A 12,560-nucleotide genomic window follows, 5' to 3' on the forward strand; every position below is an offset into this window, starting at 1 on the left:
CCCGCCCCCTGACCCGCCCCGCGACCGCCCCGGGCCCGTCCCCGGGGCGGCCCGCATCAGGGCTTTCATCCCCTGACAGCCGTCCGCGCCAGGACGAGCCGTCCGGTGTCCGCCGCCGGGGCGCCGGCCGGGGTGCCGCCGGTCAGAGGGCGTCGGGGCCGCGCTCGCCGGTCCGTACCCGGACGACCGTCTCGACGGGGACGGCCCAGACCTTTCCGTCGCCGATCTTCCCGGTCCGGGCGGCCCCGACCACCGCGTCGATCACGTCCTCGGCGACCGCGTCCTCCACGACCACCTCGATCCGCGCCTTCGGCACCAGGTCGACCCGGTACTCGGCCCCCCGGTACACCTCGGTGTGCCCGTGCTGCCGGCCGTAGCCGCTGGCCTCGGTCACGGTCAGCCCGTGCACCCCCAGCTCGCTCAGGGCGGCCTTGACCTCGTCCAGACGGTACGGCTTGACGATCGCGGTGATGAGCTTCATGCCTGGGTCTTGACCTTCTGGGCGGTGAGCGGGGCGGAGTGGGAGACCGGGGCGCCGTGGCCCAGGACGCCGTGATCGTATGCGGTCTCGGCGTGCACCGTAAGGTCCAGACCGGTGTACTCCTGCTCCTCGCTCGCCCGGAAGCCCAGCACCTTGTCGAGCAGCCTGCCCACGGCGTACGTCACCGAGAACGCGTACGCCGCCACGGCCGCCACCGCCAGCAGCTGCCGGCCGAGCGGGGCGAGCCCGCCGCCGTGGAACAGGCCCTCCGCGCCGCCGGTCATCGCCTTCTCGGCGAACAGGCCGATCAGCACGGTGCCGATGATCCCGCCGACCAGGTGGACGCCGACCACGTCCAGGGAGTCGTCGTAGCCCAGCTTGAACTTCCAGCTCACCGCGTAGGAGCAGACGACACCGGCGGCCAGGCCCACGACCAGGGCGCCGAGCAGGGAGACCGTGCCGCAGGACGGGGTGATCGCGACCAGGCCGGCCACCGCGCCGGAGGCCGCGCCCAGGGTGGTCGGGTGGCCGTCGCGCCGCTGCTCCACGAAGAGCCAGCCCAGCAGGCCGGTGCAGCCGGCGGCGAGCGTGTTGAGGAACGCGGCGGCGGCGAGGCCGTTCGCGCCGAGCGCGGAACCGGCGTTGAAACCGAACCAGCCGAACCACAGCAGACCGGCGCCCAGGACCACCATGGGCAGGTTGTGCGGGCGCATGGCCTCCTTCTTGAAGCCCAGCCGGGGCCCGAGGACCAGGCACAGGGCGAGACCGGAGGCACCGGAGGTGATCTCGACGGGCAGTCCCCCGGCGAAGTCGAGGGCGCCGAGCCGGTTCGCGATCCAGCCGCCCGGGCCCCACACCCAGTGGGTGACCGGAACGTATACCAGCAGGGTCCACACCGGGACGAAGACCAGCCAGGCCGGGAATTTCGTGCGGTCCGCGACCGCGCCGCTGATCAGCGCGGCCGTGATGATCGCGAAGGTGAGCTGGAAGGCGGCGAACAGCACGGTGGGGACCGTGCCGTGGACGCTGTCCGGGCCGAGGCCGCGCATCCCGGCGTGCTCCAGGCCGCCGAGCAGGCCGCCGCCAAGGTCGTCGCCGAAGGCGAGCGAGTAGCCGGCCGCCAGCCAGACCACCGTGACCAGGGCGATCGACACGAAGCTCATCATCAGCATGTTGAGGACGCTCTTCGTGCGGACCATGCCGCCGTAGAACAGGGCCAGGCCCGGGGTCATCAGCAGGACGAGGGCGGTCGCGGCGAGCAGCCAGGCGGTGTCGCCGGTGTCGGCGTGGGGTGCGGCGAGGGTCACGGGCGTCTCCAACGGGTGGGGGCTGCGTCAGAGGGTCACCGGTGTGCGTTTCCGGTCGCGTACGGGTGTGTTTCCGTGACGTTTCGTCGCTGTGGGGCTCCCGGAAGCTCACCGGCGGGGGCCGCGGGCGGCGGTGGTACGGCGCGGCTTCGTGGATCAGGGACAATGGGCGGCATGAGCGTTCGTACCCAGACTTCCGAGCAGCCGGCCGAGTCCGTCCACCGCGCCGGCTTCGCCTGCTTCGTGGGCCGCCCCAACGCGGGCAAGTCCACCCTGACGAACGCTCTGGTCGGGCAGAAGGTGGCGATCACCTCCAACCGCCCGCAGACCACCCGGCACACGGTGCGGGGCATCGTGCACCGGCCGGACGCCCAGCTGATCCTGGTCGACACCCCCGGGCTGCACAAGCCGCGCACCCTGCTCGGCGAGCGGCTGAACGACGTGGTCCGCACGACCTGGGCCGAGGTCGACGTGATCGGCTTCTGCCTGCCGGCGGACCAGAAGATCGGCCCCGGTGACCGGTTCATCGCCAAGGAACTGGCCGGCATCAAGAAGACGCCGAAGGTCGCCATCGTCACCAAGACCGACCTGGTCGACTCCAAGGCCCTCGCCGAGCAGCTGATCGCCATCGACCAGCTGGGCAAGGAGCTGGGCATCGAGTGGGCGGAGATCGTGCCGGTGTCGGCGGTCGGCGCCAAGCAGGTGGACCTGCTGGCCGACCTGCTGATCCCGCTGCTCCCCGAGGGGCCGGCGCTCTACCCCGAGGGCGATCTGACGGACGAGCCCGAGCAGGTGATGGTGGCCGAGCTGATCCGCGAGGCCGCGCTGGAAGGCGTGCGCGACGAACTGCCGCACTCCATCGCGGTGGTCGTGGAGGAGATGCTCCCGCGCGAGGACCGCCCCGCCGACCGTCCCCTCCTCGACATCCACGCCAACGTCTACATCGAGCGCCCCAGCCAGAAGGGCATCATCATCGGCCCCAAGGGCAAGCGCCTGAAGGAGGTCGGCATCAAGTCCCGCAAGCACATCGAGGCGCTGCTGGGCACGCCGGTCTTCCTCGACCTGCACGTCAAGGTGGCCAAGGACTGGCAGCGCGACCCCAAGCAGCTGCGCAGGCTGGGCTTCTGAGGCCTCACCCGCGCTGGGCCCGCAGCACCTCGCGGTACCAGTGGTACGACGCCTTCGGGGTGCGCTCCAGCGTCGTGTAGTCCACGTGCACCAGGCCGAAGCGGCGGGTGTAGCCCTCGGCCCACTCGAAGTTGTCCATGAGGGACCACACGAAGTAGCCGCGGACGTCGGCACCGGCGGCGCGGGCGGTGTGGACGGCGCGGATGTGGGCGTCCAGGTAGGCGATGCGGTCCTGGTCGTCGACGCCTTCGTAGGAGCAGCCGTTCTCGGTGACGAGCACGGGCGGGAGCCGGTCGCCGTAGCGGTCGCGAAGGCCGGTGAGGAGTTCGGTCAGGCCCTCGGGGACCACCGGCCAGCCGAAGTCGGTCACCGGGCGGCCCTCGATCTCCCGGACCGAGAAGGGCAGTTCGGCGGGGAGTGCCAGGCCGCCGTACTCGCCGTTGCCGTCCCCGGGGGCACCGACCCGCGACGGCGCGTAGTAGTTGACGCCGTACCAGTCGACGGGTCCGGCGATGACCTCGAGGTCCTCCGCCGCGTTCTCGCCCATCAGCTCCGCCATGCCCTCCGGGTACGCGCCCAGCAGCACCGGCTCGGCGAACAGCCGGTTGAGCAGGGCGTCGTAGAGGTCCGCCGCCGCGATGTCGGCCGGGTCGTCGGACGCGGGCCACACCGGGCCGTGGGAGTTGGCGATGCCGATGTCCGCCGCGCCGGCCGCCCGCAGCGCCCGCAGGGCGAGGCCGTGGGCGAGGAGCTGGTGGTGGGCGACGGGCAGGGCGTCGAACAGCAGCCGCCGGCCGGGGGCGTGGGCGCCGATCGCGTGGCCCAGCAGGGTGTGTTCCGCCGGTTCGTTGAGGGTGATCCAGGTGGCCACCCGGTCACCGAGCCGGTCCGCCACCACCGACACGTAGTCGGCGAACCGGTACGCCGTGTCCCGGTCCAGCCAGTCCAGCGCGGCGGGCAGGTCCCAGTGGAAGAGGGTGGGCACGGGCCGTACGCCCGCCGCGCACAGCTCGTCCACCAGCCGGTCGTAGAAGTCCAGGCCGCCGGGGGAGTTCACCCGGGGCCAGGAGACGGAGAAGCGGTACGCGTCCACGCCGAGGTCCGCGAGCAGGGCCACGTCCTCGGTGTAGCGGTGGTAGTGGTCGCAGGCCACCGCCGCCGTCGAGCCGTCCCGCACCCGCCCCGGCCCGGCCGTGAACACGTCCCAGACGGACGGCTCCCGCAGTGCGGCCGCGCCCTCGATCTGGTGGGCCGAGGTCGACACGCCCCACAGGAAGCCGGCCGGGAAGCGGGGTATCTCGGTGCCTGCGTCAGTCGCCATGGGCCGGATCATCCGCACCCCCGGCGACGGAAGTCAACGCCTCGTCAGGCGCCTTCCTTCAGTACCCGTGTGACCAGCTCCCTCTGGTCGTCCGTGAGCCGGGGATCGGCCGTGTACACCGTGCGGCCGCCGACCGTGATCTCGTAGCTGAAGCCGTCCGGAATGCCCACGGAGGGCACGCTCCGGCCGGACGCGAGGACGCGCCCGGCCAGGGCCTGCCACTCCTCGGCGTCGGGCCGGCCGGAGATGTCCACCTCGGCCTCGCGCTCGATGCCCGCGAAACCACCTGTACGCCGTACTCGAATACGCATGGGTACGTGTCTAGTACGGAACTACAGCGTGCGCACCCCCACCTGTTCCCAGGCCTTCTGCACGGCCCGCAGTTCGTCCCCGGCGCCGTACCGTTCCCGGGCCGCCTTCACCGTCAGCGTGGCGAAGTCGGTGAACTGGGCGTCCTCCTTGAGGTCGCCGCCGGTCAGCACGTCGTACCAGATCTGCCCGGCCTTCTCCCAGGAGTGGCCGCCGAGGGCGGTGGCGGTCAGGTAGAAGGCGTGGTTGGGGATGCCGGAGTTGATGTGCACACCGCCGTTGTCGCGGCTGGTGCGGACGTAGTCCTCCATCCGCGCCGGCTGCGGGTCCTTGCCGAGGACGTCGTCGTCGTACGCCGTGCCCGGGGCCTTCATCGAGCGCAGGGCCTTGCCGGTGACGCGCGGCGCGAGCAGCCCGGCGCCGATCAGCCAGTCGGCCTCGGCGGCGGTCTGGCCGAGGGTGTACTGCTTGATCAGCGAGCCGAAGACATCGGAGACCGACTCGTTGAGCGCGCCGGACTGGCCGTGGTAGTCGAGGTTGGCGGTGTGCTGGGTGACGCCGTGGGTCAGCTCGTGGCCGATGACGTCGACCGGGATGGTGAAGTCGAGGAAGACCTCGTTGTCCCCGTCGCCGAAGACCATCTGCTCGCCGTTCCAGAAGGCGTTGTCGTAGCCCTCGCCGAAGTGCACGGTGGCGTCCAGCGGCAGGCCGTTGCCGTCGATGGAGTGCCGGCCGTACACCTTCAGATACAGGTCGAAGGTGGCGCCGAGGCCCGCGTAGGCCCGGTTGACGGAGGCGTCGGAGCCGGGCTCGGAGCCCTCCTCGCGGACCTTGGTGCCGGGCAGGTCCTGGGTGTGCTCGGCGTCGTAGACGGTGCGGTGCGGCCGGTCGGCGGCGGCGCCCTCGGGCGGGGCGACGGCGGCGGCGCCGATCACCGTGGTCAGGCGGCGCTTGGTGCGCTGGTAGGCGTCGTGCTCCAGGGACCGGCGGGCCGGTCCGGACAGGGCGGGGTCGTCGTGCCGGGCGAGCTTGTCGAGGACGTGCGGCGGCACGATCGTGCAGAAGACGGGCTCGAAGCCCCCTTTGCTGGTCATACCTGGCACCATCGCATTGTGTGACCTCACTGTCACTACCTGTCACCATGATTGGTGAAATACCCGGACAACGCTGGCCACGCTGCGTGACGTTGTGCTACGGCGATGTGGTATAGCGCACTCTTTGTCCCGGTTTGCCGTGGGGTCCCGCATACTGGGACAGGCCCGCGCGCCCGGAACGGCTCGGCTAGGCTGCGGAGCATCATGCGTTCCTGGCTGCTTCTTCTTAGCTGCCGCGGCGAGGGTCTGTAGTCGAGGCCGACTCCCTCCCCGCGGAGCTCGGCGTTGCGTCGTCGGCCGTCCGTCCGGATAACCGGGACACCCCGAGGAGCCCACGCATCATGGCCAACCGCCAGCAGCCCAGCCCCATGCCGATCCACAAGTACGGCCGCTACGAGCAGGTCGGCATCCCGGACCGCACCTGGCCCGAGAAGCGGATCACCGCCGCGCCCCGCTGGCTCTCCACCGACCTGCGCGACGGCAACCAGTCGCTGATCGACCCGATGTCGCCCGAGCGCAAGCGCCGGATGTTCGACCAGCTGGTGAAGATGGGCTACAAGGAGATCGAGGTCGGCTTCCCCGCCTCCGGCCAGACCGACTTCGACTTCGTGCGCTCGATCATCGAGGAAGAGGGCGCGATCCCGGACGACGTCACGATCTCGGTGCTCACCCAGGCCCGCGAGGACCTGATCGAGCGCACGGTGGAATCCCTCAAGGGCGCCAAGCGCGCCACCGTCCACCTGTACAACGCCACCGCGCCGGTCTTCCGCCGGGTCGTCTTCCGCGGCTCCAAGGACGACATCAAGCAGATCGCCGTCGACGGCACCCGCCTGGTGATGGAGTACGCCGAGAAGCTGCTGGGCCCCGAGACCGAGTTCGGCTACCAGTACTCGCCGGAGATCTTCACCGACACCGAGCTGGACTTCGCCCTGGAGGTCTGCGAGGCGGTCATGGACGTCTGGCAGCCCGGCCCGGACCGCGAGATCATCCTCAACCTGCCCGCCACCGTGGAGCGTTCCACCCCGTCCACGCACGCGGACCGCTTCGAGTGGATGCACCGCAACCTGACCCGCCGCGAGTACGTCTGCCTGTCCGTGCACCCGCACAACGACCGCGGCACGGCCGTGGCCGCCGCCGAGCTGGCCCTGATGGCCGGCGCCGACCGCGTCGAGGGCTGCCTGTTCGGCCAGGGCGAGCGCACCGGCAACGTCGACCTGGTCACCCTGGGCATGAACCTGTTCTCCCAGGGCGTCGACCCGCAGATCGACTTCTCCGACATCGACGAGATCCGCCGTACGTGGGAGTACTGCAACCAGATGGAGGTCCACCCGCGCCACCCGTACGTGGGCGACCTGGTCTACACGTCCTTCTCCGGCTCCCACCAGGACGCCATCAAGAAGGGCTTCGACGCCATGGAGGCCGAGGCGAGGGCCAAGGGCGTCACCGTCGACGACATCGAGTGGGCGGTGCCCTACCTGCCCATCGACCCCAAGGACGTCGGCCGCTCCTACGAGGCCGTCATCCGGGTCAACTCCCAGTCCGGCAAGGGCGGCATCGCCTACGTCCTGAAGAACGACCACAAGCTGGACCTGCCGCGCCGGATGCAGATCGAGTTCTCCAGGATCATCCAGGCGAAGACCGACGCCGAGGGCGGCGAGATCACGCCGAAGGACATCTGGGCCGTCTTCCAGGACGAGTACCTGCCCAACCCGGACAACCCCTGGGGCCGCATCCAGGTGCGGACCGGCCAGTCCACCACGGACACCGACGGCGTGGACACCCTCACCGTCGAGGCCACCGTCGACGGCCGGGACACCGTCCTGACCGGCTCCGGCAACGGTCCGATCTCGGCCTTCTTCGACGCCCTGCACACCCTGGGCATCGACGTACGCCTGCTGGACTACCAGGAGCACACGATGAGCGAGGGCGCCTCCGCGCAGGCCGCCTCCTACATCGAATGCGCCATCGACGGCAAGGTCCTGTGGGGGATCGGCATCGACGCGAACACCACCCGCGCCTCGCTGAAGGCGGTCGTCTCCGCGGTCAACCGCGCCACCCGCTGACGGTCTCCCCGCCCGCACCCCGCCCGCCGCGCACGGCCGGCGGGGTGCCGCTTTCCGGCCAACGCGCCCCCAGGTCACGGAAAGGTCTCCTACGGGGTACTGACTCCGCCTCCGAGATGTGGCTAACATCACGCCAGCGCGGCGATGTTGCCGCGCGGTTACGGAGGTGCGACGTGCTGCCAGTACGGGGACGAGACGGCCGTGCCACCGGGGCCCTGCGCATCATGGGCACCCGCACCGCGTGGACGCCCGTCGGCGACGGAGAGTTCTTCTGTCCCGGCTGCGGCGGCGACCGCAACTACCAGCGGCTCACCGGCCGCCGCAGGCTCACCCTGTTCGGCGTGCCCCTGCTGCCGCGCGGCGAGACCGGACCGGTCGTGGAGTGCGCCGCCTGCCGGCACCACTTCGGCACCGACGTCCTGGGCCACCCCACCACCCGCCGCTTCTCCGCGATGCTCCGCGACGCCGTGCACACCGTCGCCCTCGCGGTCCTCGCCGCGGGCGGCACCTCCTCCCGCACGGCCCTGGAGACGGCCGCCGCCACGGTCCGCGCGGCCGGCTTCGCCGACTGCACCGAGGAACAGCTCGCCGCGCTGGTCGACGCCCTCGCCGCCGACACCGGCCGCTACTTCGAACAGCCCTCCGGCGCCGGGCTGACCATAGAGCTGCACGAGGCCCTGGACCCGCTCGCCCCGCACCTCGCCCCGGCCGGCCGCGAGGCGCTGCTCCTCCAGGGCGCCCACATCGCCCTCGCCGACGGCCCCTACACCCCCGCCGAACGCGACGCCCTCGCCACCGTCGGCGCGGCCCTCACCATCCGCGCCGACGACGTGGGCCGGCTGCTGGCCGCCGCCCGCACCCCCTCCTGATCACCCTGTCGGAGTAAGGACGGCGCCGCCGTCGCGGGCAGCATCAGGGCGTGACCCCGCGCAGCCGCTCCCTCGCGACCGTCCTCGCCCTCCTCACCGCGCTCGGCGCCCTCACCGTGCTCACCACCCGGCAGCCCGCGCACGCGGCGTCCGGCGCCTGCGACTCCTCCGTGCCGTACGTCTCCGGACAGGGCGGCTACGCCGTCTACCGCATCCCCGCCGTGGTGCGGACCCGGTCCGGCACCCTCCTCGCCTTCGCCGAGGGCCGCCGCGGCGGCGCCCAGGACAGCGGGGACATCGACGTCGTGCTGCGCCGCTCCGCCGACGGCGGCTGCACCTGGGGCCCGCTGACGGTGGTCGCCGCCGGCCACGGCGACACCCGGGGCAACCCGGCCCCCGTCGTCGACCCGCGCACCGGCATCATCGTCCTGGTGACCTGCGGCAACAGCGGCAGCGCGACCGAGGCGCAGATCATGCGCGGCGAGGTCGCCCCCGAGCGGGGCCGCCGGGTCTACGTCCAGCGCAGCGCGGACGACGGCCGGCACTTCACCGCCCCCCGGGACATCACCGCCGCGGTCAAGCGCCCGGACTGGCGCTGGTACGCCACCGGCCCCGGCCACGCCCTCGCCCTCACCCACGGCCCCCATGCCGGCCGGCTGCTGATCCCCGCCGACCACTCCGCGGCCCCGCCCGCCGGCTCCCCCGACACCGGCCAGGAGGCCAAGTACTACGGCGGCCACGCCCTCTACAGCGACGACACCGGCCACACCTGGCACCTCGGCTTCGTGGACGCGGACTACGACGGCGTGACCAACGCCAACGAGACCAGCGCCGCCCAGCTCCCCGACGGCCGCGTCTACCTCTCCGCCCGCGACCAGAACGGCACCGCGCCCGGCAACCGGCTCGACGGCTACTCCAGCGACGGCGGTCAGACCCTGGACCGCCCCTACGCCGTCCAGCCCGCCCTGAACACCGTCCCCGTCGTCCAGGGCAGCGTCCTGCAGCCCGACACCCCGGGCGCGCCCCTGCTGTTCTCCGCGCCCTCCGTGCCCACCGCCCGCCGCGCCCTCGCCCTGTGGGCCGGCCCGGACGCCGGCCGCACCTTCCTCCCGCTGCTCACCCTCACCGACCGCCGCTGCGCCTACTCCGACCTCGTCCAGCTCGGCCCCCACCACATCGGCGTCCTCTACGAGACCGGCACCGACAGCCCCTACGAGACCCTGGAGTTCCGCCGCGTCCCGCTGCCCTGAAGGCCACGGGGCGGACGGGTGCCTTCCGGCCACCCGGGAGGGGATGATGTGGTGCGCTGATCGACTACGACGGGGGCGTCCGGCATGAGCACCAGTACGAGCACGAGCACGAGCAGAGCCGAGGAGTTCGAGGAGCTGCGGCCCCTGCTGTTCTCCATCGCCTACCGGATCCTCGGCAGCGTCGGCGAGGCCGAGGACGCCGTCCAGGAGACCTGGCTGCGCTACACCGCCTCACCGGTCCGGCCCCGGTCGGCCAAGGCGTTCCTGTCGGCCACGGTGACCCGGCTGTCCATCGACGTACTGCGCTCGGCCCGGGTCCGCCGGGAGGCCTACGTCGGCCCCTGGTTCCCCGAGCCGCTGCTCGCCGACCCCTACCAGGACCCGGAGCGGTCGGCGGAGCTGGCCGACTCGGTGTCGATGGCCGCCCTGCTGCTCCTGGAGCGGCTCAGCCCGCCGGAGCGCGCGGTCTTCGTGCTGCGGGAGGTGTTCGACTTCGGCTTCCCCGAGATCGCCCGGGCCGTCGACCGCTCGGAGCCGGCCTGCCGCCAGCTCCTGGTGCGTGCCCGGCGCCACATGAGCGAGGGCCGGCCCCGCTTCGCGGCGGACCGCACCGAGCGGGAGGAACTTGCCTCCCGCTTCTTCGACGCCCTGCGCGAGGGTGATGTCACCGGGCTGCGGGACCTGCTCGCCGCCAATGTGTCGATGGCCGGCGACGGCGGCGGCAAGGCGCCCCAGCTGGCCCGGAGCGTCCTGGGTGCGGAGAACGTGGCCCGGCTGCTCGCCGCCGTCTTCCCCCGGCTCGCCGGGATCGGGGTCACCTGCGAGCCGCACCAGGTCAACGGGCAGCCCGGCGCGGTCTTCCGGGACCCGGAGGGCCGGGTGCTCAACGCCGTGGCGCTCGACGTCCTCGAGGGGCGGATCCAGGCCATCCGCATCGTGGTCAACCCCGACAAGCTCGGCCACCTGGGCCCGGTGGCGGACGCCTGGGCCGTGCACCACGCGCTGCGTGAGACACGCCGGGGAACGCGCTGAGCACCGCACGCGGGCGCGCACGGTGACTCCGGCACGCCGGGCGCCCGCCGCGCATCGCGACCTTCGGCGGGTGCCGGTGTCCGGCGGGGGTGTCCCTGCGCCGGGTGTGTGCCGGGGCCGTTGCGCGTCGGGCGTCTGCCGGGTGCCGTGCCCTTCGGGTGGACGCCGGTGTCCGGCGGGGGCGTTCCGCGTCCGGCGCGGGGCCGTTCCGTCGTGCACCGAGCCCCGGCGGCACCGTGCACGTGTCAGTGCCGGTTCGTGTCCTGGCCCAGCAGGCCCGCCGCCGCGAGGAACTTGCCGACCCGCTCGACCTCCTCCCCGGACAGCGGGACCTGCGGCTCGGCGGTCACCGGGCAGTCGATGACACCGCGCAGGTGCAGGGCCGCCTTGAACGCGCCCAGCGCCGCCGAACTGCCGCCCATCCGCGCCGGATCGCCCACTCCGACCATCCCGAACAGGGCGCACAGCCGCTCCTGTTCGGCCCGCGCGCCCTCCCGGTCCGCCGCCCGGCAGTGCCGGTACAGCCGGACGTAGCCGTGCGGGTCGACGTTGGCCAGGCCCGGCACCGCCCCGTCCGCGCCCAGCTCCAGCGCCGCGTCGGTGATCTGCTCCGAGCCGGTCAGCACCCCGAACCCCGGGTGCGCGCGGGAGCCCGTGACCAGCTCCCGGAAGGCCGCCAGGTCACCGCTGGAGTCCTTGATCCCGGCCAGGACGCCGTCCCCGGCGAGCCCCAGCACCAGGTCCGCGGGCAGCTTGGTGTGCACGGCCACCGGAATGTCGTAGGCGATCACCGGGACGGGGCTGGCGGCGGCGGTCCGGCGGTAGTGGCGGACGATCTCCGCGGGATGGGTGCGGGCGTAGAACGGGGCGGTGACGACGACCGCCTGCGCACCGGCCCCGGTGACCGCCGCGACGTGCTCCAGGACGCGCGGGGTGGTCATGTCGATCGCGCCGGCGAGGACCGGCAGCTGCCCGCCCAGGTGCCCGGTCACGGCCTCCACCACCCGCCGGCGCTGCGCGTCCGTCAGGAACGCCGCCTCCGAGGTCGAGCCCAGCAGGAACAGCCCGTGCACCCCCGCCTCCACCAGGAAGTCCACCAGGCGCAGCAGGGACGGTACATCCACCTCGCGTTCCGGTGTCAGGGGCGTGCAGACGGGCGGGACGACACCGGTGAGCGGGGCGGGAAGGGTCATTCAGGGCTCCTGGCGCGCTAGGTCTCTGGTCGACGTGTCCTCCTCCACAGGATGGTGACACCGGTAGCGGTGCGCGGGGTGTGACGCGGCCGAGAAGTCCGGCATCACCCGGGCGCACAGCTCGTCGGCCTTCCAGCACCGGGTGCGGAACGGGCAGCCGCTCGGCGGGCGGGTCGCCGAGGGCACCGGCCCGGTCAGCGGGATCGGGTCGATGGGGTCCAGCAGGCCCGGCGTGGCCGAGAACAGGGCCCGGGTGTACGGGTGCCGGGCCGCGTCGGTGACCCGGGCGGCCGGGGTCTCCTCCACGATCCGGCCCAGGTACATCGTGATCACCCGGTCGCTCATGCGCCGTACCGTCTGGATGTCGTGCGAGACGAACACCAGGGCGAGGCCCAGGCGTTCCTTCAGGTCCAGCAGCAGGTTCAGGATCTGCGCGCGGACCGAGACGTCCAGGGCGCTGGTCGGCTCGTCGGCTACCACCAGCGCCGGGTCCAGGGCGAGCGCGCGGGCGAT

At 72.6% G+C, this 12,560-nt stretch carries 12 protein-coding genes; 5 read left to right on the forward strand and 7 right to left on the reverse strand.

Translation table 11 applies throughout. The features are described from left to right. Window positions 1-142: 142 nt before the first annotated feature. Window positions 143-481, reverse strand: coding sequence for a P-II family nitrogen regulator (locus H5J33_RS10030; RefSeq protein WP_181794536.1), 339 nt, complete (start codon window positions 479-481; stop codon window positions 143-145). Further along, a complete protein-coding gene (locus H5J33_RS10035) occupies window positions 478-1,788 on the reverse strand; it encodes an ammonium transporter (RefSeq protein ID WP_181794537.1) in 1,311 nt (436 codons plus the stop codon). Before H5J33_RS10035 ends, H5J33_RS10030 begins: the two co-directional genes overlap by 4 nt. Before the next feature lie 174 nt (window positions 1,789-1,962). Here H5J33_RS10035 and era point away from each other — a divergent pair, with 174 nt between their 5' ends. Beyond that, window positions 1,963-2,916, forward strand: coding sequence for a GTPase Era (gene era / locus H5J33_RS10040; protein WP_181794538.1), 954 nt, complete (start codon window positions 1,963-1,965; stop codon window positions 2,914-2,916). Between the two features lie 4 nt (window positions 2,917-2,920). Here the strand turns inward: era and H5J33_RS10045 are convergent, their stop codons facing one another. Genes H5J33_RS10045 through H5J33_RS10055 form a run of 3 tightly spaced genes read right to left on the reverse strand, consistent with a single transcriptional unit; the run spans window position 2,921 to window position 5,640 of the window. Beyond that, the gene (locus H5J33_RS10045) at window positions 2,921-4,237 is read right to left on the reverse strand and encodes a GH1 family beta-glucosidase (RefSeq protein ID WP_258564987.1); all 1,317 of its coding nucleotides are present in this window, start codon (window positions 4,235-4,237) and stop codon (window positions 2,921-2,923) included. A gap of 44 nt (window positions 4,238-4,281) precedes the next feature. Then, a complete protein-coding gene (locus H5J33_RS10050; protein ID WP_181794540.1) occupies window positions 4,282-4,548 on the reverse strand; it encodes a protealysin inhibitor emfourin in 267 nt (88 codons plus the stop codon). Window positions 4,549-4,569: 21 nt separating this feature from the next. Further along, window positions 4,570-5,640, reverse strand: coding sequence for a M4 family metallopeptidase (locus H5J33_RS10055; RefSeq protein WP_181794541.1), 1,071 nt, complete (start codon window positions 5,638-5,640; stop codon window positions 4,570-4,572). Between the two features lie 341 nt (window positions 5,641-5,981). On the opposite strand from H5J33_RS10055, the gene leuA reads away from it, so the two are divergent. From leuA to H5J33_RS10075, 4 genes are all read left to right on the forward strand, one after another. Then, a complete protein-coding gene (leuA, locus tag H5J33_RS10060) occupies window positions 5,982-7,703 on the forward strand; it encodes a 2-isopropylmalate synthase (RefSeq protein ID WP_181794542.1) in 1,722 nt (573 codons plus the stop codon). 173 nt (window positions 7,704-7,876) lie between these two features. After that, window positions 7,877-8,572: a TerB family tellurite resistance protein gene (locus H5J33_RS10065; protein WP_181794543.1), complete on the forward strand. Its 696-nt coding sequence runs from the start codon at window positions 7,877-7,879 to the stop codon at window positions 8,570-8,572. Window positions 8,573-8,622: 50 nt separating this feature from the next. Further along, window positions 8,623-9,822, forward strand: coding sequence for an exo-alpha-sialidase (locus H5J33_RS10070; protein WP_181794544.1), 1,200 nt, complete (start codon window positions 8,623-8,625; stop codon window positions 9,820-9,822). A gap of 84 nt (window positions 9,823-9,906) precedes the next feature. Further along, window positions 9,907-10,854, forward strand: coding sequence for an RNA polymerase sigma-70 factor (locus H5J33_RS10075; protein WP_181794545.1), 948 nt, complete (start codon window positions 9,907-9,909; stop codon window positions 10,852-10,854). Window positions 10,855-11,099: 245 nt separating this feature from the next. On the opposite strand, the gene H5J33_RS10080 is transcribed toward H5J33_RS10075, so the two are convergent. Beyond that, window positions 11,100-12,047 (reverse strand): dihydrodipicolinate synthase family protein, encoded by a 948-nt coding sequence (locus H5J33_RS10080; protein ID WP_181794546.1) that lies wholly within the window; start codon window positions 12,045-12,047, stop codon window positions 11,100-11,102. Next, on the reverse strand, window positions 12,048-12,560 hold a 513-nt coding region (locus H5J33_RS10085), incomplete at its 5' end, for an ABC transporter ATP-binding protein (protein ID WP_181794547.1).

It is taken from the genome of Streptomyces sp. WELS2, from assembly GCF_013870595.1.
Taxonomy (GTDB): Bacteria; Actinomycetota; Actinomycetes; order Streptomycetales; family Streptomycetaceae; genus Streptomyces.